Source organism: Polynucleobacter sp. MWH-S4W17, assembly GCF_018687535.1.
Lineage (GTDB): Bacteria > Pseudomonadota > Gammaproteobacteria > Burkholderiales > Burkholderiaceae > Polynucleobacter.
In genome coordinates this window covers 182,058-207,691 of the sequence record NZ_CP061295.1, presented here as the reverse complement: position 1 = coordinate 207,691, position 25,634 = coordinate 182,058, and the positions used below count along the sequence as shown (strand labels likewise).

Genomic DNA, 25,634 nt, shown 5'->3' with positions numbered 1-25,634 from the left:
AGAAATAAAAAAAGGGGTCTCGTGAGAGACCCCTTCTAGTAACACCCGTCCAATTAAGGACGTGTGCCAGTTGGGAAGGGCCAAGCAGCAGCAGGATTCAACGCACTAGTCGCTGGTGCAGCTTTCTTAGCCGCGGGCTTTTTTACAGCAGAGCCCGCTTTCTTCGCAGCAGGCTTACTTACTTTTTTTTTGCTACTTTACGAGCTACTTTTTTAGCAGCTGGCTTTTTAGCAGCTACTTTACGAGCTACTTTTTTAGCAGCAGGCTTCTTAGCAGCAGGACGCTTCTTAGCTACTTTTTTAGCAGCAGGCTTCTTAGCAGCAGCTTTTTTAGCAGCAGGACGCTTCTTAGCTACTTTTTTAGCAGCTGGCTTTTTAGCAGCTACTTTTTTAGCAGCAGGCTTCTTCTTAGCTACTTTTTTAGCAGCAGGCTTCTTAGCAACTACTTTTTTCTTAGCAGCTGGTTTCTTTGCAGCAGGTTTTTTCTTGGCGATTGCCATATTAATACTCCTTCACGTGAGGATTAGTACAAACTACATTAAGAAGACCCGACCACTCATTTCCGCCTGGTTTTGCAACCTTTTGGATCTGACGAGCGAGCCATTCATCGGCGCGCGGCTTGATGCTAGGTGCTGCACGCTAATGAATCCTGGAAAAAAAGCCGTGGTCCCAAAGGACAACGGCTTCTTAAATGTGCTGGAAAAAATGGAGAGAATAGCCCAGACACCCTTGAGCAAGGGTTTTCGGATTTGAGTCTGTTTTTGCTGACTTCTTAAACTATCCAACCGTCTAATCTCCAATTTAGCCGGCTATGCGCTTACTTACTGCTTACTACTCCCAACTTAGCGCACCGCCAGTTTGATACTCAATAACGCGTGTCTCAAAAAAGTTTCTTTCTTTCTTAAGATCAATCATTTCTGACATCCATGGAAATGGATTCTCTTCATTTGGGAACATCGCGTCAAGTCCTATTTGCAAACATCTGCGATTACAGATGTATCTTAGGTACCCTTTGAACATCGGAGCGTTCAATCCGAGCACTCCGCGAGGCATCGTATCTTCGGCATAACGGTACTCTAATTCGACTGCTTTTTCGAAGATGGATTTGATCTCATCTTTGAACTCGGAAGTCCATAGCTGCGGGTTCTCCAGCTTGATTTGGTTTATCAAATCAATGCCGAAATTGCAGTGCATAGACTCATCGCGAAGGATGTATTGATACTGCTCAGCAGCACCCGTCATTTTGTTTTGACGACCCATTGCAAGTATTTGCGTAAAACCAACATAAAAGAACAAACCTTCCATCACACAAGCAAAAACAATGAGTGATCGGAGTAACTTTTGATCGTTTTCTAATGTGCCAGTCTGAAAATTCGGGTCAGTTAAAACATCAATAAACGGAATTAAGAACTGATCTTTCGCGCGAATAGATTCAATTTCGTTGTACGCATTGAAGATTTCGGATTGATCTAAGCCCAAAGATTCAACAATATATTGGTACGCGTGGGTATGAATTGCCTCTTCAAAAGCCTGGCGCAATAGGTATTGGCGGCATTCTGGAGCGGTAATGTGGCGATAAGTACCCAAAACAATGTTGTTTGCTGCCAAAGAATCTGCAGTTGTAAAGAAACCCAGATTGCGCTTGATGATGCGACGCTCATCCTCTGTTAGGCCATTCGGATCTTTCCAAAGCGCGATATCGCGGTTCATATTGATCTCTTGTGGCATCCAGTGATTTGCGCAACCAGCTAAATACTTCTCCCAAGCCCATTTATATTTAAATGGAACCAACTGATTAACGTCAGTCTTGGCATTAATGACGCGCTTGTCAGCGGCATTAACACGCAAGGCGGCGCCACTAACTGCAGCAGCAGCTTGTGATGGGCCGGCAGAAACAACTTGAGGGGCTACTTGAGCAACCTGATCCACCTGTGGGCGCTGTGGCTCGACTGCAACCGGTTGCGGTGCAAGATTCGCCTTGGCTAGTGCCGGAGCGACTTCTTCTTCCCAATTCAACATAACTTTCTCCTAATTCTTTTATTCTGACCAATAAGCAAATCGCTTATTGGCATGCTTCACATTCTTCGAAACCAGCATCGCCTGGGCGCATTGTGCAGGCTGGGCCATCTAATTCTTGCGCCGCTGCCGCATCAGTACCATTCACGCCACCACCACTAGAAACCGAATTCAACTGACCGCTAGTAACAGTTGATTTCTCAACGTGAGTTGCAGCCATTGTGCGGAGGTAATAAGTGGTCTTCAAGCCACGTAACCAAGCTAATTTGTAAGTGTCATCCAATTTCTTACCGGAAGCGCCGCCCATGTAAATGTTGAGTGATTGCGCTTGGTCGATCCACTTTTGACGGCGGGATGCTGCCTCAACCAACCAGCTTGGCTCCACTTCAAAGGCTGTTGCATACAAATCACGCAAATCTTGCGGAATGCGGTCAATTTTCGACAATGTGCCATCAAAGTACTTCAAGTCGGCAATCATCACCTCATCCCAAAGACCGCGATCTTTCAAATCACGCACCAAATACTCATTTACCACTGTGAATTCGCCTGAAAGGTTCGACTTCACAAACAAGTTCTGGAATGTAGGCTCGATACAAGCTGAAACACCAATAATATTTGAAATCGTTGCTGTTGGCGCAATTGCCACGCAATTGGAGTTGCGCATACCGTATTGCTTGATGCGTGCACGTAAACCACTCCAATCCATAGTAGAAGAGTTATCTACCTCTACGTAACCACCGCGCTCGGCCGCCAACATGGCTACTGAATCCTGCGGGAGAATGCCGCGATCCCATAAGGAACCTTTGTAGGTGCTGTAAACGCCACGCTCTTCAGCCAATTCATTGGATGCTTGGTATGCGTAGTAGCAAACCGCTTCCATTGAAGAGTCAGCAAACTTCACAGCCTCATCGCTAGCGTAAGGAATACGCTGCATATGCAAACAATCCTGGAAGCCCATGATGCCCATGCCCACTGGACGGTGCTTCAAGTTCGAATTACGTGCTTTAGCAACTGCGTAGTAGTTGATATCAATCACGTTATCCAACATGCGCATTGCAGTACGCACAGTTCTTTGGAGCTTCTCGTGATCCAAAATCATCTTGCCGTTGGCATCTGTAGTCATGTGAGCCGTTAAGTTCACAGAGCCCAAGTTACAAACCGCAATTTCAGTCTCGTTTGTATTGAGGGTGATCTCAGTACAGAGGTTGGATGAGTGAACTACACCGACATGCTGCTGTGGACTACGAATGTTGCAAGGATCTTTGAAAGTAATCCATGGGTGACCTGTTTCAAACAACATGCCAAGCATCTTGCGCCACAACTGTTGCGCCGGGATACGGCGGAATGGCTTCAATTCACCACGATCCGCTTTTTGCTCATAGGCAACATAAGCCTCTTCAAATGCTCTGCCGAATTTGTCATGCAAATCTGGAGTGTTTGATGGTGAGAACAAAGTCCAATCGCCACCTTCCATTACACGCTTCATGAACAAATCAGGAATCCAGTTTGAGGTATTCATATCATGGGTACGACGACGGTCGTCACCAGTGTTCTTACGCAACTCCAAGAACTCTTCGATATCTAAGTGCCATGTTTCCAAGTAGGCGCAGACCGCACCTTTACGCTTACCACCCTGGTTAACAGCAACTGCAGTGTCGTTCACCACTTTCAAGAACGGCACAACACCCTGTGATTTACCGTTAGTACCTTTGATATGGCTTCCCAACGCACGAACGTTAGTCCAGTCATTGCCCAAACCACCGGCAAACTTAGACAACAAAGCATTTTCTTTCAATGCTTCGTAAATTCCATCCAAATCATCATCCACTGTCGTCAAGTAGCAGCTAGAAAGCTGTGGGCGAGTAGTTGCTGAATTGAACAATGTTGGTGTGCTGGACATGAAATCAAATGTAGATAGGATTTCATAGAACTCGATTGCACGACGCTCACGATCCATCTCATTCAAAGACAAGCCCATTGCCACGCGCATAAAGAAAGCCTGTGGCATTTCAATACGACGCTCTTCAATGTGCAAGAAATAGCGGTCATACAAAGTTTGCAAGCCGAGATAGTTGAATTGCAAATCACGGCTGGCGTTCAAGGCTGCAGCCAAGCGTGGCAAGTCAAACTCACGCATGCGTGGGTCCAGCAACTCAGCAGAGATACCTTCATTGATGTACTTCGCAAAATAAGTGCTGTATTCGGCTTGCGTATCGCCCTGCAATACTTCCTTGCCAAAGATTTCTTTACGAATCACGTGCATCAAAATACGCGCTGTTACTTGGCTATAGGCCGGATCTTTTTCAATCAAAGTACGGGAAGCCAAAATAGCAGAGTCATACACCTGCGCCATTGGTACGCCGTCGTACAAGTTCTTGATGGTTTCAGTAATGATTGGTGTTGCATCAATGTTATTACCCAAACCTTCGCAAGCTGCCTCAATCACAGTACGCAAAGCAGCCATATCAAGCCACTTCTCAACACCGTTGTCAGTTACCTTGATGCCAGACTCGCCAGCTTGATTCGCAGTTTGTGCTTCTTGGGAAACTTCTTGCTGAGCAGCGCGCTCTTGGTTGCGCTTTTCACGATAGAGGACGTAAGCACGAGCAACGTTGTGCTCACCACTACGCATCAAAGCCAATTCAACTTGGTCTTGAATATCTTCGATGTGGAAAGTTCCGCCATTTGGGCGGCTACGCAACAATGCGCGCACAACAGAGTGGGTCAACTGCTCTACTTGTTCGCGAACACGTGCTGATGCAGCGCCTTGTCCACCATTAACCGCTAAAAATGCCTTGGTTACTGCAATCGCAATTTTTGATGGCTCAAACGCTACAACTGAACCATTACGGCGAATAATTTTGTAATCAGACAATTGGGTTGCCTGGGTGCCACCAACACCACCAGCCACAAAGCTGGCAGAAGGGGCTTGATTTACCGCCCCTGCAGGACTCATTCCTGGGTTATTCGCTCCAGCTGGTTGGCCTGCTGTCTGTGGATTAGCGTATGTCATGTTGCTCCTGCGTATATATATAGTTATTTGGACAAAATATCGTTAAAAAACAATGAGGTGTTGCTAGATTCAAACACTACATCTAGTGTTTCGAAGCGCATTAGGCACTAAGTATAGGGAAATATTTGATAATTGGTAAGCCATTTATGACAAATATTTATTAGTATTTTTACTAAGTTTTCCACTTATTCTGGGGTCATTTTGGTGCGGATTTTTTGACCCGTTTTAGACAAAGGCTAAAAAAGTAAGCGTACGCTCACATACAAAAATAAGACTATCGAGAACTTAGACCAAAAGGTAGTTTTTCAGGAGAAATGCCTGTCTCTTTTTGGAACTTTTTCCAGTCAAAATAAATTCCAGGATCAGTTTTGCGACCAGGCGCAATGTCGCTGTGTCCCGCAAATTGCAAATGAGGATAAGTGCTCGCCAATTTCGTAATGAGATTTGCCAAAACTTGATACTGAGAAGCCTCGAATGGCGAATCTCCATCTCCCTCCATCTCAATGCCAATCGAAAAGTCATTGCACTTTTCCCTGTCAAAAAATGATGAAATACCAGCGTGCCAAGCCTTGTTCTGTGTAGAGACAAACTGAATTAAATCTCCAGAGCGGGTAATCAAAAAATGACTGGATACCTTTTGGTCGGCAATCTGCGCAAAATAAGGGTGCTTGTTTGGGTCCAGCTTATTTTGGAAAAAGTCGACTATATGCTGACTAGATGATTGATTTTTGAAATCGCCTGGGGGAAGACTGATGTGATGAATCACCACTAAATCAGGGATAACATTTTCTGGTCTAGTGTCTTGGTTAGGCGAAATTCTCCATTGCGCATCCCCAACCCAACCATTTGAATCGAGAGCATGAAGATGTTCTTTGGAGCAATAAAAACGATTGTCAAAAGTAAAGGCTTCTGGCTGAGGAAGGTGCACTTTGCAGTATTGGCATTGCACCATTACCTCAGGCGCAGTAGGCCTCTCAGGCTTATTATTAGGTTTAGGGGGGTTTTCTGCGTTGAACTGCGCTTGCTTCTTACCCTTAATCCAAAGATAAAAAAGACCAGCACCTGCAAATAATAAAAGCCACTTAAACAATGGTTAAGCTCTCTGCAGAATGACTTCAACTACAAAACGACTGCCGACATATGCAAGCAACAAAGCGGTATAAGCACTTAATACCCATCGAATAGCCGCTCTGCCACGCAGCCCTACTCGCCAACGCGCTATCAAAAGACCAGCAAACAAAAACCAGGAAACCAAAGCAAAAATGGTTTTGTGATCAAACAACAAAGGTCTGCCAAACAGGGTTTGCGAAAAGAGTAGACCCGAGAAGACGGTCAAACTCAGAAGTGCAAAACCAACATAGAGCAAATTGAACAAAAGACTTTCCATTGTCATGAGCGGGGGCAAATCCTCTAACCAGTGAGCAAGGCGGCCATTGGGAATGATTGCCAACTGACGATGCAATGCGCGATCTTGAACGCTCATGAGCATGGCATGCATCGCTGCTAGACTCAGCAAGCCCACTGAAACAGTAGCCACCACGAAGTGCCCCTTAAACCAAGGATCTGAAACCGCTTTCGGCGAAAGCAGGGTCCCTGGAAAAATGGAAGGGAGCAATGCGCAAATGAGCGCAAACATTAGGGCCATCCAACGTAAGCTTGAGATAGGTAAAAACCAAGATTGAAACCAATAAAAGGCCAGGCCAACCCAAGCAATCAAGGACAAATCCTGTGCAAAACCAAATACAAAGCCTTGAGGGGTAAAGACGGAGTCATGCAATTGCACCCCATGAATGACCAAAATCACAAAAATAGCAGCCTGGACCAGAGTGCTGGAGAGTCCAGACTCCACGCCGCTCTTGGCTTTGAAGCTCAAAACCAGCAAAAGCACTAAATAAAGTGCGGAAGGGAGCCATCCGTAACTTGAGTAACCTAAAATATCCATCTGGAAAGTCTAATCGATAAATGCTAGAAAACCTCACCGACCGCCTATCACGCGTTGTTAAAACAATGCGGGGCCAAGCCCGCCTCACTGAAGACAATACCGCAGAAATGCTGCGGGAAATCCGTTTGGCCTTGCTAGAGGCTGACGTAGCGCTGCCAGTAGTGAAGTCACTGCTTGAGCAAATCAAATTTAAAGCCCTTGGCGAGGAAGTGGTTGGGAGCCTCAGTCCTGGACAAGCTCTGGTTGGCGTAGTTCAACGTGAACTCGCCCAAGTCATGATGGGCGACACCAATCAAAGCGGCGAACTCAATCTTGCTACCCAGCCTCCTGCAGTTATCTTGATGGCCGGCTTACAAGGTGCGGGTAAAACGACATCCGTTGGCAAACTCGCCAAGTGGTTGAAGGAGAAAAAGAAAAAGAAGGTTCTGACTGTTTCTTGTGACGTCTATCGTCCTGCTGCGATTGAGCAATTAGAAACTGTTACCAAGCAGGTTGGCGCTGAGTTTTTTCCGAGCGACATTAGTCAAAAACCAAATGACATTGCTGTAGCTGCCCTAGATTGGGCACGCCGCCATTACTTTGATGTGGTGATTGTGGATACCGCAGGACGTCTTGGTATTGATGAAGCCCTCATGCAAGAAATAAAAACTTTGCATGCCAGCCTCAATCCAATTGAAACCCTATTTGTAGTTGACGCCATGCTGGGTCAAGATGCTGTCAATACTGCTAAAGCCTTCCATGAAGCGCTCCCGCTTACCGGCGTGATCCTGACTAAGTTAGATGGCGACTCTCGGGGTGGTGCAGCCCTCTCCGTTCGACAGGTAACTGGTGTTCCACTCAAATTTATCGGCGTCGCCGAAAAGATGGATGGTCTAGAGGCATTTGATGCTGAACGCATGGCAAATCGCATTCTGGGCATGGGCGATATTCTGGCTCTAGTTGAGCAAGCTCAGCAACACGTTGACGTTGCCAAGGCAGAAAAATTAGCCAGCAAGATTTCTAAAGGTGGTTTTGATCTAGAGGATTTTAGAGATCAACTCATGCAAATGCAAAAGATGGGTGGCATGGCTAGTCTGATGGATAAGTTACCCAGCCAAATGGCACAAGCCGCCTCCAAAGCAAATCTCAGCAATGCAGATAAACAAACTACGCGTATGCGCGGCATTATTGATAGCATGACTCCTCGGGAGCGCAGAAAGCCTGAATTACTTAAAGCCAGTCGTAAGCGTCGCATTGCCGCCGGCTCTGGCGTAGAAGTGCAAGAGGTCAATCGCCTGCTAGCGCAGTTCGAGCAAATGCAAACCATGATGAAGCAATTCAAGGGTGGAAAAATGGCGCGCACCATGGCCACCATGGCTGCAAAAGGAGCCGCCAAGGGTATTGGCGGGCTCTTTAAGAAATAATTAATTAACTAAGATCTTCGCTGCTTGAACTGCAGCAATCACTTTTGCTTTGATGTCATTTAGTGGGATGTTCTCGGACTCAGCATCCGTGCGGCCCTTAAATTCGACTTGAGAGTCTGCCAAACCACGATCACCAATCACTACACGGAATGGTGCGCCAATTAACTCCCAGTCAGCAAACATCGCGCCTGGGCGTTCATTGCGATCATCCAGAATCACATCAACGCCAGCTGCTAATAGCTCGTCATGCAACTGATCGCATGCGACTTTAACGGCTTCTGATTTCTCGTAACCCATTGGGCAAATGACCACCTCGAAGGGTGCCATTGAGATCGGCCAGATAATACCCTTCTCATCATGGCCCTGCTCAATTGCAGCGCCAAGCAAACGAGTAACACCGATCCCGTAACAACCCATCACCATCGGCTGGGCTTTGCCCTGTTGATCCAAGTAAGTGCAACCCATTGCTTCTGAATAACGAGTACCCAATTGAAATACGTGACCCACTTCAATGCCGCGGCAAATATCAACAACCCCTTTGCCATCCGGCGAAGGATCACCGATCACCGCGTTACGAATATCCAACACTAAAGGCTCAGACAAATCGCGACCCCAGTTCACACCAGTCAAGTGATGACCAGCATCATTGGCGCCACAGACAAAGTCGGCCATATTAGCGACCGTGCGATCAGCAACAACAGTCACGTCAGCACTTACTCCGACGGGACCTAAATAACCTGCAGGCGCATTACAAGCTTGTTTGATTTCTGCTTCAGTAGCAAAACGTGATTCAGCCATACCCGGAATTTTGCTTACTTTGACTTCGTTAAGCTCATGGTCACCGCGCACCAACAACATAAATAGCTTAGCTGGACCTTTTTCCTGATCCGCAGCAAACAATAGTGACTTCACTGTGCTCTCAAGCGGAATATTTAAGAACTTTGCTACATCTGCGCAATTTGTCTTGTCAGGCGTTGGCACTTTGGCCATCGCAGCAGCTGCAGCGGCACGTGTAGAAATTAAAGCTAAAGACTCGGCCGCCTCTAAATTGGCTGCGTAATCAGAGCTAGGGCAATACACAATCGCATCTTCACCAGTATCGGCAATCACATGAAACTCTTGACTGCCAGAGCCACCAATGGCGCCATTATCTGCGGTTACCGCACGGAACTGAAGGCCCATACGCTTAAAGATGCGGGTGTAAGCATCAAACATCATTTGATAAGACTTCTTGAGACCCTCAACATCGCGATCAAATGAGTAGGCATCCTTCATGCTGAACTCACGACCACGCATGATGCCAAAACGAGGGCGACGCTCATCACGGAACTTGGTCTGTATCTGATAGAAGTTCACTGGCAATTGCTTGTAACTCTTAATCTCATTTCGAGCCAAATCAGTAATGACCTCTTCAGAAGTTGGCTGAATCAAAAAATCGCGATCATGGCGATCTTTGATGCGCAGCAACTCTGGACCCATTTTTTCCCAACGACCAGTCTCTTGCCACAACTCAGCAGGCTGAATCATTGGCATGAGTAATTCAATTGCGCCAGCACGATTCATTTCCTCACGAATAATGTTTTCTACTTTGCGGATAACCTTCAAACCCAGCGGCAAATAGTTGTAAATGCCTGCGCTGAGCTTACGAATTAAACCTGCACGTACCATGAGTTTGTGCGAAACCACCTCAGCGTCGGAGGGGGCTTCTTTTAGCGTGGCGAGAAATGATTGTGAGGCTTTCATGTATGGATATAATCAAATCGTTGATTTTAAAGGATTTGAGGCACGATCATGCTTGACCGTGAAGGGTATCGCCCGAATGTCGGCATTGTCCTCCTCAACAGCCGTAACGAGGTTTTCTGGGGAAAACGCGTTGGGCAGCATTCGTGGCAGTTCCCGCAGGGCGGGATTCAGCATGGTGAAAGCCCTGAACAGGCTATGTACCGCGAATTGCAAGAGGAGGTTGGCTTACTGCCGGAGCATGTCCAAATTATTGGACGCACCAGGGATTGGCTTCGCTACGACGTCCCTGAGGAATACTTGCGCCGCCAACATGCCACTCGGGTCCATAGAGCAGCATACCGCGGTCAAAAACAAATTTGGTTTCTCTTGCGTCTCGTAGGTCTAGATAGCGATATCCAACTACGCGCTTCAGAACACCCCGAATTCGATGCCTGGCGCTGGGTACCCTTCTGGATTCAACTAGATGCAGTCATTGGCTTTAAACGTGAAGTTTATCAACTTGCGCTTTCAGAATTAGCGCGTTTCTTATCCCGTGGCATGCGTATGCAGCAACTTGCCTGGGGATCCCCTCTTGATTTAATTCAGTCTTTTTACGGTGGCTCTCACGAACATCCGAAAGACGACAACCCAAACGATCAATCCACATGACTATTTCTCTGAAGCGCCTGTATCTCTCTTGCTGCACCGCAATCTTCGGCATTGCATTATCTGCATGCGGCGGAGATGCCCTCATTAGTGGCGAAGATCCATTTGCACCCATGGTATTTAAAGAGGGTACAACTACTATGCCCTTAAGCCCACCGAACCAGGCTACCTTACTGCCTTTTTATGTTTCTCAGCACACCATCTTTAAATTTGCCGTAGATACTGACTCTATTCTGATTGGTGCCGATGGAGTGACTCGCTATATTGTCGTGCTCACAAGTCCAAGCGGTAGCGTGCAGACTCAATATGAAGGCATTCGTTGTGATTCATTTCAGTGGCGGCTTTATGGCACTTTAGAAAATGGCGCCTGGAAAGAGAATCCCTTGTCTACTTGGCGCAATATTCAAAGCAACGTACCCAATCGCTATCAAGCAGCTTTAGCACAAGGAGCTTTTTGTAATTTCAGCTCTCAAGAAAAAAATATCAATACGATTCTTAAATCGCTCAACCCCAATGGATTCACTGGTCAAACAAAACCAACTAATTCCTTTGGCGTAGTCAACTAAAGATTATTTGGGGCTGGGGCCAAATAGGTCCCAATTTTCTCGCCCGCCATTAGGCGAGTAAGCACATGAGGTTCGCGCCCAGAGGCAATCACGGTAGCTGCGCCGGTTTGTACGGCAATCTTTGCTGCCAGTACCTTAGTCAACATACCACCCTTACTGAGCTCACTAGCGGCACCACCCGCCATTTTTTCTAAAGCAGGATCTCCCGCAACAGCGTCTGCAAGCAAGGTGGCATTTGGATTTTGACGTGGATCTGCAGTAAACAGACCGCCTTGATCAGTCAAAATCACCAAAAGATCCGCATGAATTAAATTGGTTACTAAAGCGGCAAGGCTGTCGTTGTCACCAAACTTAATTTCATCGGTTACTACTGTGTCATTCTCGTTAATGATGGGAACTACACCCAACTTCAACAAAGTATCGAGGGTAGCTCTAGCATTGGCATTCCGTTCAGCATCAGCTAAGTCTGCATTAGTCAGCAAGACCTGAGCGCTACGGAGATTGAAGCGCGCAAAACAGCTTTCATAAACCTGAACCAAACCCATCTGACCGACTGCAGCAGCGGCTTGTAGTTGGTGAATTTCTTGTGGGCGCTTAGTCCAACCCAGACGCTGCATGCCTTCAGCAATAGCGCCTGAGCTCACCATCAACACCTCATGACCTGCCTTTAATAGCCCAGCCATTTGCTCAGCCCACATTGCAATCGCAGCATGATCCAAGCCTTCACCATTATTGGTGACTAGGCTAGATCCTACTTTGACAACAATCCGTTGAGTTTTTTTAGCGTTCATAGCAAAAGGCGAATGAAATGTTTAATCTGGTTTTTTATCTTCTAGCTGATCTTGATAACGCGGATCTTGAGCGCGCTCATCCGCATCATCTCGGTCACGACGTACAGAATCCAAATAATCCTGTAAAGAATAGCAAAGCTTGTCGCAACCCAAGCCTGTTAAGGCTGAGATCTCGAAGACGGGGCCTTTCCATTTAAAGCGCTTTATAAAGTCAGCAACGACTTTCTTGCGATCTTCTTCTGGAATCATGTCCACTTTATTTAAGACTAGCCAACGCGGCTTCTCAACCAAAGCTTCGTCGTACTTACGCAATTCATTCACAATCGCTACAGCATCTGCCACTGGATCAACATTTGCATCAAATGGAGCAATATCAACCAAATGCAGCAATACGCCTGTACGTTGTAAATGGCGCAAGAAGCGATGACCCAGACCAGCGCCTTCAGCCGCGCCTTCAATCAAACCAGGAATATCAGCGATCACAAAACTGCGTTCAGCTCCCACACGCACTACACCCAAATTTGGATGCAAAGTAGTGAATGGATAATCCGCAATCTTTGGACGAGCATTCGAAACTGCAGTAATCAAGGTAGATTTACCCGCATTAGGCATACCCAATAAACCAACGTCGGCCAATACTTTTAATTCGAGCTTCAGCTTACGGCGTTCACCTTCTTTGCCATTCGTCTTTTGACGTGGCGCCCTATTCGTACTACTCTTAAAGTGAATATTGCCCCAACCACCAACACCGCCCTGCGCCAAACATAAGCGCTCACCATGGGTAGTTAAGTCAGCAATGGGTTCACCAGTTTCATAGTCGGCAATGATTGTGCCAACTGGCATCCGTAACTCGATATCGTCACCAGCGCGGCCATAGCAATCTGCGCCACGACCAGGCTCACCATTTTTTGCAGTATGTGTTTTTGCGTAGCGGTAATCAATCAAGGTATTGATGTTGCGATCGGCTATTGCCCAGACGCTACCGCCTTTGCCACCGTCTCCACCATCAGGCCCGCCAAATTCAATGAACTTTTCGCGGCGCATAGAGGCACTCCCGGCGCCACCTTGCCCTGCTATCACTTCGATACGTGCTTCGTCTATAAATTTCATGAATAAAAAAGGCCTCGCTTAGCGAGGCCTGTTCCTAAGAGTTAAATTCGGAATAAATCTGAATCAAACGTGTCTCAGTCAGGCTGCCTTATGAACGAGGCAAGACTGAAACTTGGGCCTTCTTCAAAGCACCCTTAACGCCGAATTCCACTTGTCCGTCAATCAAGGCGAACAAAGTGTGATCCTTGCCAATACCAACGTTAGCACCTGGATGAACACGTGTGCCACGTTGACGAATGATGATGCTGCCAGCATTAATATGCTCGCCGCCAAATACCTTAACGCCTAAGCGTTTCGATTCTGAGTCGCGGCCATTTCGTGTTGAGCCGCCGCCTTTTTTCTGTGCCATATCTTTCTCCTACCCTGAATTAGGCTTTAATCGTGTTGATCAAAATTTCAGTGAAATTCTGACGATGGCCTTGGTGCTTTTGATAATGCTTGCGACGGCGCATCTTAAAGATTGTCACTTTATCGTGACGTCCCTGGGAGACGACAGTGGCCATCACAGCTGCACCATTAACCAATGGATCACCTAATTTCAGTGAAGCGCCTTCGCCAACGGCGAGGACTTGGTCAAGAGTGATTTCGCTGCCGATTTCCGCTGGTATCTGTTCTATTTTCAATTTTTCGCCTGCAGCAACTTTATATTGTTTGCCACCGGTTTTTATGACCGCGTACATGGTTTGAAACCTCAATTAATATCTACATTTAAGCTAATCCACCCTGGACCAGCTAAGCCCATTATTATATCTTGCATGACGAGCACTGTCAAAACCAATGACTTAAGCCAAATTCTGGCCCCAATTGCCTTAGATTTCAAGGCCTTAGACGAGGTTATCCGTCAGCGTTTAGCATCAAAAGTTGCCTTAATTGACCAAATCTCGAGCTATATCATCCAGGCTGGCGGCAAGCGGGTCAGGCCCGCCCTGTTGATGTTGGTGGCCAAAGCCCTCGCCAATGGCAAAGAAACACCCCACACCCTGGAAATGTCGGCTGTAGTTGAATTCATCCACACCGCTACCCTGCTTCATGATGATGTAGTTGATGAATCTACCCTGAGAAGAGGTCGCGAGACTGCCAATGCCGCTTTTGGCAATGCTGCCAGTGTTTTAGTGGGCGACTTCTTATATTCCCGAGCCTTCCAAATGATGGTTGGCCCAAACGACCTTCGAGTCATGCAAATTTTGTCAGACGCAACCAACACGATTGCCGAAGGCGAAGTTTTGCAACTTCTCAATATGAATGACCCAGAAGTAGATGAAGCAAGTTATTTACAGGTCATTCGCTATAAAACGGCCAAGCTTTTTGAAGCCTCTACTGAGCTTGGCGCCATCCTAGCCAACGCCTCCGATACGCAACGCGAACAAGCTGCTGCATTTGGACGTCACATCGGTACGGCTTTTCAGTTAATGGATGACTTGCTGGACTACACCGCTAATGCTGCACAGATGGGAAAAAATGCCGGGGATGATTTACGCGAAGGTAAGCCTACGCTGCCACTGATTTACTTGCTAGAAAACGGTAGTAATGAAGAACGTCTTTTAGTGCGCGCAGCAATTGAACAAAACCAAGATTTACCAGATGATGTGTTTACACAAATCCTTGCCGCCGTCCAAAACTCTGGCGCTCTAGATTACACACAAGCAGCAGCCAAGCGTGAGGCCGACCTGGCCTTAGCCTGCCTAAAAGACTTCCCATCAAATGAAGCCAGTGCTGCGCTGGAAGCTCTGTGTGCCTACTCTCTTACGAGGCAAACCTAAGATCCCAAAGTATTCAATCTGAGTTCACGCGCAGTCATTCGGACCTGTTCCGCCTCTTCACGCAAACGTGCAATTTCTTGCGGCAATAACTGCTCTAGATTGGAATAATCTAGTTTCCACGAAGGATCTTCTGACCATACCAATGGTGATTGAACCGTTGTGCGGGCTGCAGGAGCCGACTCCAAAAGCCGTAATGCCAACTCAAAATTCAAATCCTGAGAAGGCACATCATTTGGTTTTGCAGCCGCATTACCCAACGGAAAATCACTAAACATTAGTCGTGGCACCCCACAATATTCAACAATGTCTTTAGCGGCGCCCATCACGACTGTTGAAATGCCTGCAGCCTCTAAGTAACGCGCTAATAAACTTTGGCTCTGATGACATATTGGGCAGTTCGGAATTAATGCCACTACATTGACACCGTCGGCTTTTATCATCTCTAAAACGCGGGGGGCATCAATCTCTAATGTGTGGCGCTGACTTCGATTGGTCGGCAAGCCATAGAAGTTTTCTGAAAGCCCGCCTATTCTTCCAGATGCAACCGCTCGTTTAGCGGCGTCCAGCGGGAACCAACAATGGCTATCTTCCATATTGGCATTCTTGCGATCAACCCCAACATGGGCAATTCGTAAATCGATACTTCCTTCGATCGACTGTTGATAGGGCTGATAAAACTTGGCTGCAGCATTGTAAGGAGCGCCCTGGCCTTGAGGTCCTTTACTGGGGTCATGAGGAACGGCCGTAGTAATGAGACCCAAGACAGATTGCGCAAGTGGTTTTTTCAGCGGAGTAAATGGCACATCAATATAGTGAGCCCATACATACGGATTCTCATAGCCTAAACCCAAGTAGTAGCTGCGGGTGCGCTCTATATAGCGAATCGGCTGATCCCGTTCTGGTGCAAATATGAGTTCAGAAATCTTAGACATCAATCCATCCCTGTAAGATATTGCATATCAAATATTTAATCTCATAGGAACTCATTATGGCTCAGTGGCTTAGATTTCAGCATCAAGGAAAAAGTGGTTTAGGACAAGTACAGGGCGACCAAATCGCAGTGTATGAGGGTGACTTATTTAAAGGACCCAAGGCCACAGGCGAAACACTCAAGCTGGCTGATGTAACGATTGATATCCCATGCACTCCTTCCAAGATGGTTGCCATGGTCGACAACTTCCATGCACTGGTAACGAAGCTTGAGCATGCCGTACCTGCAGAGCCTTTGTACTTTCTCAAGGGAAATAACTCCTTCTTAGCCGCCAACCAAGTGATTCGTACCCCCAAGTCCTATTCCGGAAAAGTTGTTTATGAAGGAGAGCTTGGCATTGTGATTGGCAAGCGCTGTCATGAGGTCGATGAGGCGGAAGCAGCTCAAGCCATCTTTGGCTATACCTGCATTAATGATGTTACCGCGATTGAAATCCTGAACCGCGACCCTGGTTATGCACAGTGGACTCGCTCTAAGAGTTTTAATACCTTTGGCGTATTCGGCCCTTACATCACTACCGATGTAGATCCGAGTAAGCTAACGATCAAAACCATTCTCAATGATCAAGAGCGTCAAAACTATCCGATTGCGGACATGATTTTCGCACCCGCAAAATTAGTGAGCCTCATTTCCCAAGATGTACCGCTTGAAGCTGGAGATATCATTGCTTGCGGTACTTCCGTTGGTGTGGGCTCCATGAAGCCTGGTAGCAATGTCAGCATCATTATTGATGGGGTTGGCCAACTAGATAATCGCTTCGAATAATTTCTATCCCCACAAAAAAACCCTTGCTATGTTCAGTAGCAAGGGTTTTTTGTTTCAAGAAACTTTACTTTTTTAGTAGCCTGATACCGATGGCAATGCCAAGCTACCTTTAGAGGCCTGGACGTTTTCATCCAAGTATTTAGTCAAAGCAAATACGGTATTCAAGCAAGGTGTTGGGGTTTGGGTGATCTTGCCCAGCTCAATCACTGACCCCAATAAAGCATCAATCTCTAAGCTACGACCCGCTTCCAGGTCTTGCAACATGGAAGTTTTGTGTTTACCGACTTTTTCAGCACCAGCGATACGACGCTCGATATCCACACGGAAAGTCACACCCAACTTCTCGGCAATCGTCTGCGCTTCGGCCATCATGTTGCGAGCCAACTCTTTGGTCAATGGGTATTGGCAGATGCCTTCCAAGGTTCCATGCGTCAAAGAGCTAATTGGATTGAAAGTCATATTGCCCCATAGTTTGAGCCAGATCTCAGAGCGAATGTCATCCAGAATAGGGGACTTAAATCCAGCTGCGCCCATCATCTCCGATATCTTCTGAATGCGCTCAGTCGTTGTGCCATCCAACTCACCCAATGGAAAGCGATTACCTTCAACGTGACGAATCACGCCAGGCGCTTGAGTAAAGGTTGCTGGATAGACTACGCAACCAATAATGTTATTTGGGTTAATGGCATTCTTAGCGATACCACCAGCATCCACTGTTTCCACTGAATGATCTTGATATTCACCGCTCAACTTCTGGAAATACCACCAAGGAATTCCGTTCTGCATTGGGATCAAAATAGTTTCGGGACCCATAATGGCCGCCAAATCATCAATGATCGGCTCTACTTGATGAGCCTTCACCGCAAGAATCACAACATCAGGAGTCTCGGCATCACCAATTTTTTCCACCGCTTTAACTTGGGCAACCAAAGGCTCTGGTTGGTCATCCATAATTAAAGCTAGGCCACGCTCTTTAATTGCGGCCAAAGTAGCACCGCGCGCAACAACCGTTACCTCATTGCCCGCTCGCGCCAACATGACAGCTAAGTAACCGCCAATAGCGCCACCCCCGCCGATCACACAGATTTTCATAGGAACTCCATAAGAATAAAAAATTTTGTATTACTGTCATATTAGAGGAGATCATTTTGCGGTGCAATATATTCTTAGTTGCATCATTTTTAAGCAGATCATGCTCTAAACAGCCTTTAATGAGTCTTTCGGTACGAGGCTACCTAAAATCATGCCTGCGATGCTAGCAAATAGACCGGCTAATTGGGGCGGCAATATGGCATTCGGAGCCAAAGTCTCACAACTGATCCAAATCGTTAAGCCTCCAACGACGGCCAATAATCCGCCCAAGGAGTTCGCTCTAGGCCAATAAACCCCAAACGCTAATGGCACAAATGCGGCAACTAGAGTCACTTTATAGGCACTCTCCACCATCTTAAAAATAGACAGCTCCGAGTTCACCGCAAAGAAAGTGACCACTACAGCAAAACATAAAACCGTAATCCGCATGACCTTTAACAAATCATGATCAGATAAATGTTTGAAAAAACCTCGCACAATATTTTCAGCAAACGTTACCGATGGCGCTAATAAGGTAGCGCTGGCACAACTCTTAATGGCTGAGAGGAGTGCACCAAAGAACATCACCTGGGCAATAAGAGGTGCGTGGTTCAGAATCAACTTAGGCAAGATCATCTGTGGATCAGTGGTGAGGTATTCCTTGACCAAATCCGGACTAATCAAGGTTGCCGAGTAAGCCAAATACATGGGTACAAATGCAAAAATAAAATAGAGCACTCCGCCTAGCAAAGCTGCTTGGACAGCAATGTTCACATTCTTAGATGAGGTAATTCGCTGAAAGACATCTTGCTGCGGAATAGATCCCAACATCATGGTGCATAAGGCAGCAACGAAGCCCAAGATCGAAGCTAAATTCATATCTGGCCAGAAGTTACTAAATTGGCCACCGGCGGCTGCATGCTCAATCACCACACCAATACCGCCAGTCTGCGAGGTCATCTCACCACCGATATAGAGCATGCCGACCACAATAATGATCATCTGAATGAAGTCCGTAATAGCAACCGACCACATCCCGCCAAATAAGGTGTAAATCAATACACTAGCAGCACCAATCATCATGCCGCCCGTCTGAGAAATGCTTCCTTCAGAGACAACATTAAATACCAATCCTAGAGCTTTAATTTGTGCAGCAACCCAACCCAAGTAAGAAACAACAATACAAAGAGTGACTAAAACCTCAACTGTGCGGCCATACTTCTCGCGAAAAAAATCACCGATAGTGAGCATGCGACGGTTATAAAGATGGCGAGCAAAAAACAGTCCCACCAAAATTAAACAAAGAGAGGAACCAAAGGGATCTGCAACCACTCCCCCCAATCCTTCTTTTAAAAAAGTGGCCGGAATTCCTAAAACGGTTTCAGAGCCAAACCAGGTTGCAAATACAGTGGCGGTAACAATGGGCAAAGGTAGGCTATGGCCAGCCGCAGCAAAGTCAGCAGTATTTTTGACTCTTAGGGCTGCCCATAAGCCAATGCCGACCGAGATAACCCAGTAAATAATGACAAACCAAATTAGCACGCCCAAATACTCCTTGTGAAATTTGATGAAATTATATGGCTATGTCACTTTTGGTAGTTAGCAAAAAGTACCCATTTGGATCACTCCACGTTGAGCATTGGTCTGACATAATTCAAGAGTGAGAACACCCGAACAATCCCCGACATTGAGTCCATCAGCCGATCTGGCCTACCAAAAGGCTATTTTGGGATCTGTCTCGCGTACTTTTGCCCTTACCATCCCACTTCTACCACCAAGCATCGAAAAGGTAGTCGGCAACACCTATTTGCTATGCCGCATTGTTGACACTATTGAGGATGCCGCAGATTTAAGCCCACAGAGCAAGCAAGCTCTTTCGGCGCTGTTTTTGGATGCAGTGCTTGAGAGGGCTCCAGTTGAGGCATTTGTTGCACCCTGCCTCAACGCATTAAAAAATTACAGCAATCAAGATGAGTTGGATTTAATTTCTCATACACCCACTGTTCTGCGAATTTTGCATACCTGCTCTACCCAGGATCAAGCAGCAGTCAGTCGTTGCGTTTCCATCATGTCTGAAGGAATGTCGTGCTTCCATGGAAGACAAAACCAAGCCGGCCTTCAAGATCTTGCTGAGTTTGAACAATATTGCTATGTCGTGGCAGGGGTAGTTGGCGAACTGCTAACAACCATCTTTAGCAACCATTCCCAGGCCTTCAAAGAAAAAATGGCGGGGCATGAAAATTTGGCAATTGCATTTGGTCAAGCACTACAAATGACCAATATTCTTAAAGACTCACCAGAGGATAAGGCCCGCGGGGTCTCCTGGAAGCCAATCAATGTTAGTCATGAAGCACTTCTCAGGCTTGCCTATGAAAAGCTCCGGGAATCTCTGCATTACATTCTGTTGATTCCTAAACAGGAACAGGGTATGAGACGTTTCTGCTTTTTGGCTTTTGGTTTGGCGGTAATGACTCTGTCAAAGGTTGCAGATCGTAAAGAATTCGACAGTAAAGATGAAGTAAAACTTTCTAGAAACACTGTCATGAGTTTCTACGGCTTTACAAAGTGGGCCGTTAAAAGCGATATGGTGATGAAGATTTTTTTCAACCTTAGTAGCAGATCACTCGCTAAATAAGCAAACCTACAAAGCGCCTTCATGCTTTAAAAGCCAGAGCTTAATTTGGCGATACAGACCTGGGGAGTTTTCTTTCATAAAGCCACCAATACCTTGGGCTGACACGACTCGATGGCATGGTGCAATTAAGGGGTAGGGATTGGCACCGCACGCTGTGCCTACTGCACGCGCCCCACTCTTGATCTTTTTAGCTACATCACCATAGGTTCTTGTTTTTCCAGCAGGTATGTCTTGGATACTAGTCCACACTTTTCTTTGGTGCTCAGTACCCGCGGGTTTTGTGGGTAAGTCAAATTGCCAATGAGGATCCTGAAAGTAAGCCATGCACTGCCGCGCAACCTCTTTAGCCAGCTGATTCTGTGGAGCGATTAAAACCGTGTTGGCTGGCAAATAATCCATTCTAGAAAGCATTAGGCTACCCTCCACCATTTCCGTCGAAATGCCCAGACACCCAAAAGGCGCCGCAATAACACAGTAGTTAGCGCCATTTGAGCTCAAAGGGGTTGGTATGGAAGCCATATCAAGTGATTCTCACATAAATAAACAAGAGGGATGACAGATATTTATTCCATGGCTATAGCTTGAGAAATGCCACTTTGCTATATTGACTCATCCTTACTTTTTTCAGGCAGACCTCATGGACACCTTTTTTGACGATTGGCCGCTTTATGGCCAAGTTGCTCTAGTCCTATTTTTACTTGCACTCTCTGGCTTTTTCTCGATGGCAGAAACCAGCATGCTGTCCTCCAATCGTCACCGTCTACGTGCAATGGCCAATGGTGGCAATGCAGGTGCAGCGCTAGCTGACAGACTCCTAAAGCGTATTGACTCCTTATTGTCGGTGCTGCTGATTTCGAACAACCTGATCAATACCGTTCTTCCTATTCTGGTTACGGGGATTGCTCTGCATATTTTTGGTGATAGTGGTCTCGTACTCTCAATTGCTACTTTAGTTGTTGCCCTACTCATCATTATTTTTAGCGAGATTACCCCGAAGGTCATTGGTGCCGCTTTTCCAGAAAAGATTGCCTCCAATGTTGGCTGGTTTATTTTGCCCCTGACTTTTGTATTGAAACCGCTGCTTTGGTTTATCAATAACTTTGTTTCTGGTCTTATGAAAGTATCTGGCCTGCAATCCTCTTCTGATAGCAGGGCTATGAGTAAAGAAGAGTTACGCAGCCTCGTTTTGGAGTCAAATCGTTTTGTCTCCAATCATCATCGCAACATCCTGCTCAACTTATTCAATTTAGAAAACATTACTGTTGATGATGTGATGACACCCAGGTCCAAGATTGAAGTTTTGGATCTCTCAAGACCTATTAATGAAGTAGTCCAACAATTGGAGACTTGCTATCACAATAAATTACCCGTTTGTGATGGTGACTCTGAACGTATTGTCGGAATCCTTTCTGTCAAAAAGGCTTTGACTCTGCTAGGTGACACCGACCTTGAGCATGAAGACTTTAAGGTGTTATTAAATGAGCCTTACTTCATCCCGAGTAGCACCCCCGTATTGCAGCAAATGCAATTTTTCCAAGATAACCAACAACGCTTAAGTTTGGTTGTAAATGAATATGGCGAAGTTCTGGGACTAGTCACTTTTGAAGATATCGTCGAAGAACTTATTGGGGAATTCACGACCTCTTTCTCCAACCTCTCAACTGATCCTCATTGGCTCCCCAATGGAACCTATCTAGCAACAGGTGGTGCCTCACTACGAGATCTGAATCGCTTACTCAACCTTAGCCTCCCTTTAAATGGTCCGCGCACCTTAAATGGACTCATTCTCGAAAAACTCGAGGCCATCCCCGATCATGATGTCAGCATTCGTATTGCTGGCATCGTCATGGAAATTGTTCAATTTGACGAGCATAGTGTTAAAACAGTGAAGCTTTATCGTCCCGCCATTCGGACTCCAGAACAAGATTGAGCGTTACCGCTGATGACTCACTGATCATTCGCACTTGGTATGAAATCGCTACATATGCCCTAGATGCTCGAGCGAGTGATATTCATATAGAGGCTGGAGTCCAAGCCACACTCATTCGTATTCGGGTCGATGGCCTGCTACAAGTACAGTCGCATTACCCGATTGAATTTCATGACCGCCTCATCACACGTATCAAAGTGCTGGCGCGCTTAGATATTGCAGAAAAACGCCTGCCGCAAGATGGACGCCTTTGCATTGGCCATAACTTTTCCAAACCTAATATTGATTGCCGGGTCTCAATCTTGCCAACCCTTCATGGAGAAAAGGCGGTTGTTCGCATACTACCCAGCTGCGTAGAGGAGCTTGATCTTCAAGACATTGGCCTCCTCTCGGAACAACTCGAGATATTTCAGCAAGCCCTTGCTCAATCCAGCGGGCTGATCCTAGTGACCGGGCCAACTGGGAGCGGCAAGACTCGAACGCTCTATAGCTGCCTGCGTCAGCTCAATCAAAATCATCGCAATCTTTGCTCGATAGAAGACCCCATTGAAATTCGTCTTGCTGGAGTCAACCAAGTAGCCTATCACCCCCGGGCAGGCTTGGATTTTCCAACAATCATTCGCGCCCTTCTTCGGCAAGACCCGGATGTCATCATGATCGGGGAGATTCGAGATACCGCTACAGCCCAACTTGCTATTCAGGCGGCACAAACTGGGCATCTCGTTCTCAGCACCTTGCATACCCGAAATGCTTGTGGGGCAGTTCCTAGACTTGGCCATCTAGGAGTAGATCAACAATCTTTAGAGTCCTGTCTCTTAAGCGTCAGCTCACAGCGCCTCGTGCGAAAAACTTGCGCTCAATGTCTTGGATTTAAGATCAAAAATAACGTGCCATGTTCATTCTGCAAAGGCAATGGCTACCTTGGGCGCATTGGGGTTCATGAAGTACTAAGCAAAACCCATTTGTTTAACTCGTCTACTTCATACCCCAACATGCGAGATGCCGGATTAATGCATATGCAAGCGGGCCTTATTAATCAAGCAGCCCTAAATGCAGAAGTGGGCACATGGCACTAAGCAAGCAGAATCAACTTCATTTTGCTGAGCAGCTTGTAACATTGCTAGAGGCAGGCCTACCAATCCTCAATGCGATTGAACTTATTTATTCAACCGCCCCAAAGACCTGGATTCCTTGGGTGACTAGCATTCACACCCAGCTCAAAAAGGGTGAAAGTTTTTCTCAATGCTTGCGCGCCCAAGAAAATCTATTCTCTATGGAATTTATTAATCTCATTCGGGTTAGTGAGCGTACTGGTGACTTTCATCTAGCGCTAAAAACCATCTGCCAGCAACTTGAGGCCCAAATTGAATTACGTCGAAAAATTCAACAGGCAATGAGTTATCCCGCCATCACCCTTACTAGCTCCTGCCTTCTAGTGATAGTGATGATGATTTGGGTTGTGCCCGTCTTTAAGGATGTTTTTGCTCATTTTCAAGCGGAGTTGCCAGCTCCGACTAAAGTGTTAATTCAGGCATCGTCATGGTTTGAAGCGTTTTACCTCGAAATCGCGATAGCCTTCATTGGCTTTGCCATGCTTTTTAGTCTTGCATGGTCTAGGATCCCCAAAATACAAAAGCACTGCGATAGACTGAGCTTCTCTATACCCATCATTGGCCAGCTCCTAAGATTGGCCACTCTGACCTACTGGTGCCGGACATTAGGTCACCTCCTGAAGTCTGGATTACCCCTTCCAGATGCATTGAGGGTTACCGCACAATCATCTAACCACTGGCTTAGCCATGATTTCAGCGCAGATATATTCAAACACCTTACCCGTGGCTGGTCACTCGGAGATGCCATATCAAAAGCAGATCCCAAACGCCTGCTATTTGATCAGGAAACATTGCAGCTCTTACGAATAGGATCTGAAAGTGGTGCGCTCGCTGAAATGCTAAAAAAGCGCGCATCAGCATTGAGTTCTCAATTAAGCAATCGCCTAAACACCTTAAGCCAAAGCTTAGAGCCCTTATTAATCATTTTCGTTGGACTCATTATTGGAAGTCTGGTCATAATCCTATATCTCCCCATCTTTAACCTAGGACAGATTGTTTAATGGGTAATTTTGTTTTTTTCGACTGGATACGAATCTGCCTGATAACAATCCTGGTGTACTTAGCTTATTTCGATTTGCGCACCTTTCGCTTGCCTGATGTCATCACCTTACCACTCATCTTGCTGGGTCTCTTGTTTAATGGCCTTTCAAATCAAAGCTTCATTTCTTTTCAAAACGCAATCATTGGAGCGGTCCTAGGCTACACCAGTCTTTGGCTCCTCAATCTTCTTTATCGGATAGTCAAAAAGCAAGATGGGATTGGAATGGGAGATGCCAAACTATTGGCAGCCTTGGGCGCTTGGCTTGGCTGGTTTGCATTACCCAGTATTTTGCTAATGGCATCCCTGACCGGACTGATTGGCGGCATTATTTGGCTGCAATGGAATAAACAAAATCATCGCTCAGCTTTTCCGTTTGGCCCTTTCCTGGCTATTGCTGGCATCATTGAGTTGTTATGGCCACAAACCCTACAAACCCTTCTTCTGAGCAAGCCGGTCTAGACATCCTAAAAGGGCATGTACCCTTTGTAGGTCTTACTGGAGGTATTGGCTCAGGAAAAACTGCCGTGAGCGATCAGCTCGCTCAACTGGGTGCGGGCATTGTCGACACTGATCTCATCGCCCATCAGATCACCGCCCCAAATGGAGTGGCTATCCCCTTCATACAAAAGCAGTTTGGCTCTGAGTTTATTGACTCAAGCGGGGCTTTAGATAGAGTCAAGATGCGTAGTCTAGTATTTTCCGAGCCGGTAGCTAGGCAATCTTTAGAAGCAATCACCCACCCCCTCATAAGGGAAGAATCCATTCGGCAAACCAAACGGCTGATAGAAAAAAAGGTTCCTTACCTTGTTTTTGTAGTGCCCCTGTTGATTGAATCAGGTAATTGGGCACCCCTTCTGGATTACCTCGTAGTCGTGGACTGCCCAGAGGAAACTCAAATTGAACGAGTGATGCAGCGCAGCAAATTACCCAAAAACGAGGTAGAGAGAATTCTGAAGGCTCAAGCCAGCAGAGAAGAGCGTATTGCCAGGGCGGATATGGTCATTGAGAATCAGGGCTCTCTTGAGAACTTAAAAACTGAAGTTTTAAAGTTGAACGAAAAAATCTTACAGATTCAGAAAGATCGCACCAGTTCGTCATAG

Annotated in this window: 24 protein-coding genes and 1 pseudogene; 11 read left to right on the top strand and 14 right to left on the bottom strand. The window is 46.4% G+C overall.

Annotated features, from left to right (window positions below):
* Nucleotides 1-53: 53 nt before the first annotated feature.
* The 5 genes and pseudogenes from C2755_RS01130 to C2755_RS01110 all read right to left on the bottom strand — a co-directional run bounded on the left by C2755_RS01130 (nucleotide 54) and on the right by C2755_RS01110 (nucleotide 6,970).
* Nucleotides 54-499: pseudogene (locus tag C2755_RS01130) on the bottom strand (histone H1-like DNA-binding protein).
* A gap of 331 nt (nucleotides 500-830) precedes the next feature.
* The gene (locus tag C2755_RS01125; RefSeq protein ID WP_215321395.1) at nucleotides 831-2,018 is read right to left on the bottom strand and encodes a ribonucleotide-diphosphate reductase subunit beta; all 1,188 of its coding nucleotides are present in this window, start codon (nucleotides 2,016-2,018) and stop codon (nucleotides 831-833) included.
* Nucleotides 2,019-2,061: 43 nt separating this feature from the next.
* Nucleotides 2,062-4,971: a ribonucleoside-diphosphate reductase subunit alpha gene (locus C2755_RS01120; protein ID WP_370623804.1), complete on the bottom strand. Its 2,910-nt coding sequence runs from the start codon at nucleotides 4,969-4,971 to the stop codon at nucleotides 2,062-2,064.
* A 331-nt stretch (nucleotides 4,972-5,302) separates the two neighbouring features.
* Nucleotides 5,303-6,118 carry a 1,6-anhydro-N-acetylmuramyl-L-alanine amidase AmpD gene (gene ampD, locus C2755_RS01115; RefSeq protein ID WP_256441238.1) on the bottom strand — a complete coding sequence of 272 codons (816 nt, stop codon included), beginning with the start codon at nucleotides 6,116-6,118 and terminating at the stop codon, nucleotides 5,303-5,305.
* Between the two features lie 3 nt (nucleotides 6,119-6,121).
* Entirely contained in the window at nucleotides 6,122-6,970 is an 849-nt protein-coding gene (locus C2755_RS01110; protein WP_215321393.1) for an inner membrane protein YpjD, read from the bottom strand.
* Nucleotides 6,971-6,990: 20 nt separating this feature from the next.
* On the opposite strand from C2755_RS01110, the gene ffh reads away from it, so the two are divergent.
* Nucleotides 6,991-8,373, top strand: a complete 1,383-nt coding sequence (gene ffh / locus C2755_RS01105; RefSeq protein WP_215321392.1) for a signal recognition particle protein — start codon at nucleotides 6,991-6,993, stop codon at nucleotides 8,371-8,373.
* On the opposite strand, the gene C2755_RS01100 is transcribed toward ffh, so the two are convergent.
* On the bottom strand, nucleotides 8,374-10,116 hold the full coding sequence (locus tag C2755_RS01100) for a proline--tRNA ligase (RefSeq protein WP_215321391.1): 1,743 nt from the start codon (nucleotides 10,114-10,116) through the stop codon (nucleotides 8,374-8,376).
* Between the two features lie 48 nt (nucleotides 10,117-10,164).
* Here C2755_RS01100 and C2755_RS01095 point away from each other — a divergent pair, with 48 nt between their 5' ends.
* Both C2755_RS01095 and C2755_RS01090 read left to right on the top strand, forming a co-directional pair.
* On the top strand, nucleotides 10,165-10,764 hold the full coding sequence (locus C2755_RS01095) for an RNA pyrophosphohydrolase (protein WP_215321390.1): 600 nt from the start codon (nucleotides 10,165-10,167) through the stop codon (nucleotides 10,762-10,764).
* The gene (locus tag C2755_RS01090; RefSeq protein WP_215321389.1) at nucleotides 10,761-11,327 is read left to right on the top strand and encodes a CNP1-like family protein; all 567 of its coding nucleotides are present in this window, start codon (nucleotides 10,761-10,763) and stop codon (nucleotides 11,325-11,327) included. The genes C2755_RS01095 and C2755_RS01090 overlap by 4 nt, the downstream gene beginning before the upstream one ends.
* On the opposite strand, the gene proB is transcribed toward C2755_RS01090, so the two are convergent.
* The 4 genes from proB to rplU form a co-directional block, all read right to left on the bottom strand.
* Nucleotides 11,324-12,118 (bottom strand): glutamate 5-kinase, encoded by a 795-nt coding sequence (gene proB, locus C2755_RS01085; RefSeq protein ID WP_215321388.1) that lies wholly within the window; start codon nucleotides 12,116-12,118, stop codon nucleotides 11,324-11,326. The genes C2755_RS01090 and proB overlap by 4 nt on opposite strands.
* Nucleotides 12,119-12,139: 21 nt before the next feature.
* Complete coding sequence (obgE, locus tag C2755_RS01080; protein WP_215321387.1) at nucleotides 12,140-13,228, bottom strand: GTPase ObgE; 1,089 nt, start codon at nucleotides 13,226-13,228, stop codon at nucleotides 12,140-12,142.
* An 88-nt stretch (nucleotides 13,229-13,316) separates the two neighbouring features.
* Complete coding sequence (rpmA, locus tag C2755_RS01075; RefSeq protein ID WP_011902041.1) at nucleotides 13,317-13,577, bottom strand: 50S ribosomal protein L27; 261 nt, start codon at nucleotides 13,575-13,577, stop codon at nucleotides 13,317-13,319.
* A gap of 19 nt (nucleotides 13,578-13,596) precedes the next feature.
* Complete coding sequence (rplU, locus tag C2755_RS01070; RefSeq protein ID WP_011902040.1) at nucleotides 13,597-13,908, bottom strand: 50S ribosomal protein L21; 312 nt, start codon at nucleotides 13,906-13,908, stop codon at nucleotides 13,597-13,599.
* A 75-nt stretch (nucleotides 13,909-13,983) separates the two neighbouring features.
* Here rplU and C2755_RS01065 point away from each other — a divergent pair, with 75 nt between their 5' ends.
* Entirely contained in the window at nucleotides 13,984-14,988 is a 1,005-nt protein-coding gene (locus C2755_RS01065) for a polyprenyl synthetase family protein (protein ID WP_215321386.1), read from the top strand.
* Here C2755_RS01065 and C2755_RS01060 read toward each other — a convergent pair.
* Nucleotides 14,985-15,920, bottom strand: coding sequence for a glycine/betaine/sarcosine/D-proline family reductase selenoprotein B (locus tag C2755_RS01060; RefSeq protein WP_215321385.1), 936 nt, complete (start codon nucleotides 15,918-15,920; stop codon nucleotides 14,985-14,987). The two genes, C2755_RS01065 and C2755_RS01060, sit on opposite strands and share 4 nt — an antisense overlap.
* 56 nt (nucleotides 15,921-15,976) lie before the next feature.
* On the opposite strand from C2755_RS01060, the gene C2755_RS01055 reads away from it, so the two are divergent.
* Nucleotides 15,977-16,744 carry a fumarylacetoacetate hydrolase family protein gene (locus C2755_RS01055; protein WP_215321384.1) on the top strand — a complete coding sequence of 256 codons (768 nt, stop codon included), beginning with the start codon at nucleotides 15,977-15,979 and terminating at the stop codon, nucleotides 16,742-16,744.
* A gap of 72 nt (nucleotides 16,745-16,816) precedes the next feature.
* On the opposite strand, the gene C2755_RS01050 is transcribed toward C2755_RS01055, so the two are convergent.
* The gene (locus tag C2755_RS01050; RefSeq protein ID WP_215321383.1) at nucleotides 16,817-17,836 is read right to left on the bottom strand and encodes a 2-dehydropantoate 2-reductase; all 1,020 of its coding nucleotides are present in this window, start codon (nucleotides 17,834-17,836) and stop codon (nucleotides 16,817-16,819) included.
* A 105-nt stretch (nucleotides 17,837-17,941) separates the two neighbouring features.
* Nucleotides 17,942-19,357: a sodium:solute symporter family protein gene (locus C2755_RS01045; protein ID WP_215321382.1), complete on the bottom strand. Its 1,416-nt coding sequence runs from the start codon at nucleotides 19,355-19,357 to the stop codon at nucleotides 17,942-17,944.
* Nucleotides 19,358-19,475: 118 nt separating this feature from the next.
* Between C2755_RS01045 and C2755_RS01040 the strand changes: the two genes are divergently transcribed.
* Nucleotides 19,476-20,450 (top strand): squalene/phytoene synthase family protein, encoded by a 975-nt coding sequence (locus tag C2755_RS01040; protein ID WP_215321381.1) that lies wholly within the window; start codon nucleotides 19,476-19,478, stop codon nucleotides 20,448-20,450.
* 6 nt (nucleotides 20,451-20,456) lie between these two features.
* Here the strand turns inward: C2755_RS01040 and C2755_RS01035 are convergent, their stop codons facing one another.
* Nucleotides 20,457-20,861, bottom strand: a complete 405-nt coding sequence (locus C2755_RS01035) for a methylated-DNA--[protein]-cysteine S-methyltransferase (RefSeq protein ID WP_251368498.1) — start codon at nucleotides 20,859-20,861, stop codon at nucleotides 20,457-20,459.
* A gap of 226 nt (nucleotides 20,862-21,087) precedes the next feature.
* Here C2755_RS01035 and C2755_RS01030 point away from each other — a divergent pair, with 226 nt between their 5' ends.
* From C2755_RS01030 to coaE, 5 genes are read left to right on the top strand one after another with little or no spacing between them, the layout of a single operon-like run.
* Nucleotides 21,088-22,380 (top strand): HlyC/CorC family transporter, encoded by a 1,293-nt coding sequence (locus C2755_RS01030; RefSeq protein WP_215321379.1) that lies wholly within the window; start codon nucleotides 21,088-21,090, stop codon nucleotides 22,378-22,380.
* Entirely contained in the window at nucleotides 22,377-23,456 is a 1,080-nt protein-coding gene (locus C2755_RS01025) for a GspE/PulE family protein (RefSeq protein ID WP_215321378.1), read from the top strand. Before C2755_RS01030 ends, C2755_RS01025 begins: the two co-directional genes overlap by 4 nt.
* Entirely contained in the window at nucleotides 23,447-24,493 is a 1,047-nt protein-coding gene (locus tag C2755_RS01020) for a type II secretion system F family protein (protein ID WP_215321377.1), read from the top strand. Before C2755_RS01025 ends, C2755_RS01020 begins: the two co-directional genes overlap by 10 nt.
* The gene (locus C2755_RS01015; protein ID WP_215321376.1) at nucleotides 24,493-24,993 is read left to right on the top strand and encodes an A24 family peptidase; all 501 of its coding nucleotides are present in this window, start codon (nucleotides 24,493-24,495) and stop codon (nucleotides 24,991-24,993) included. Before C2755_RS01020 ends, C2755_RS01015 begins: the two co-directional genes overlap by 1 nt.
* Complete coding sequence (coaE, locus tag C2755_RS01010) at nucleotides 24,948-25,634, top strand: dephospho-CoA kinase (protein WP_215321375.1); 687 nt, start codon at nucleotides 24,948-24,950, stop codon at nucleotides 25,632-25,634. Before C2755_RS01015 ends, coaE begins: the two co-directional genes overlap by 46 nt.

What these genes read in the sequence shown, in the direction of transcription:
- ffh (WP_215321392.1), top strand. Translation starts at nt 6,991, where the DNA reads ATGCTAGAAAACCTCACCGACCGCCTATCACGCGTTGTTAAAACAATG.
- C2755_RS01120 (WP_370623804.1), bottom strand. Translation starts at nt 4,971, where the DNA reads ATGAGTCCTGCAGGGGCGGTAAATCAAGCCCCTTCTGCCAGCTTTGTG.
- C2755_RS01100 (WP_215321391.1), bottom strand. Translation starts at nt 10,116, where the DNA reads ATGAAAGCCTCACAATCATTTCTCGCCACGCTAAAAGAAGCCCCCTCC.
- rplU (WP_011902040.1), bottom strand. Translation starts at nt 13,908, where the DNA reads ATGTACGCGGTCATAAAAACCGGTGGCAAACAATATAAAGTTGCTGCA.
- C2755_RS01035 (WP_251368498.1), bottom strand. Translation starts at nt 20,861, where the DNA reads ATGCTTTCTAGAATGGATTATTTGCCAGCCAACACGGTTTTAATCGCT.
- C2755_RS01125 (WP_215321395.1), bottom strand. Translation starts at nt 2,018, where the DNA reads ATGTTGAATTGGGAAGAAGAAGTCGCTCCGGCACTAGCCAAGGCGAAT.
- C2755_RS01015 (WP_215321376.1), top strand. Translation starts at nt 24,493, where the DNA reads ATGGGTAATTTTGTTTTTTTCGACTGGATACGAATCTGCCTGATAACA.
- C2755_RS01090 (WP_215321389.1), top strand. Translation starts at nt 10,761, where the DNA reads ATGACTATTTCTCTGAAGCGCCTGTATCTCTCTTGCTGCACCGCAATC.
- C2755_RS01065 (WP_215321386.1), top strand. Translation starts at nt 13,984, where the DNA reads ATGACGAGCACTGTCAAAACCAATGACTTAAGCCAAATTCTGGCCCCA.
- C2755_RS01055 (WP_215321384.1), top strand. Translation starts at nt 15,977, where the DNA reads ATGGCTCAGTGGCTTAGATTTCAGCATCAAGGAAAAAGTGGTTTAGGA.
- C2755_RS01060 (WP_215321385.1), bottom strand. Translation starts at nt 15,920, where the DNA reads ATGTCTAAGATTTCTGAACTCATATTTGCACCAGAACGGGATCAGCCG.
- C2755_RS01030 (WP_215321379.1), top strand. Translation starts at nt 21,088, where the DNA reads ATGGACACCTTTTTTGACGATTGGCCGCTTTATGGCCAAGTTGCTCTA.
- C2755_RS01020 (WP_215321377.1), top strand. Translation starts at nt 23,447, where the DNA reads ATGGCACTAAGCAAGCAGAATCAACTTCATTTTGCTGAGCAGCTTGTA.
- C2755_RS01110 (WP_215321393.1), bottom strand. Translation starts at nt 6,970, where the DNA reads ATGGATATTTTAGGTTACTCAAGTTACGGATGGCTCCCTTCCGCACTT.
- proB (WP_215321388.1), bottom strand. Translation starts at nt 12,118, where the DNA reads ATGAACGCTAAAAAAACTCAACGGATTGTTGTCAAAGTAGGATCTAGC.
- obgE (WP_215321387.1), bottom strand. Translation starts at nt 13,228, where the DNA reads ATGAAATTTATAGACGAAGCACGTATCGAAGTGATAGCAGGGCAAGGT.
- coaE (WP_215321375.1), top strand. Translation starts at nt 24,948, where the DNA reads ATGGCCACAAACCCTACAAACCCTTCTTCTGAGCAAGCCGGTCTAGAC.
- C2755_RS01050 (WP_215321383.1), bottom strand. Translation starts at nt 17,836, where the DNA reads ATGAAAATCTGTGTGATCGGCGGGGGTGGCGCTATTGGCGGTTACTTA.
- rpmA (WP_011902041.1), bottom strand. Translation starts at nt 13,577, where the DNA reads ATGGCACAGAAAAAAGGCGGCGGCTCAACACGAAATGGCCGCGACTCA.
- C2755_RS01095 (WP_215321390.1), top strand. Translation starts at nt 10,165, where the DNA reads ATGCTTGACCGTGAAGGGTATCGCCCGAATGTCGGCATTGTCCTCCTC.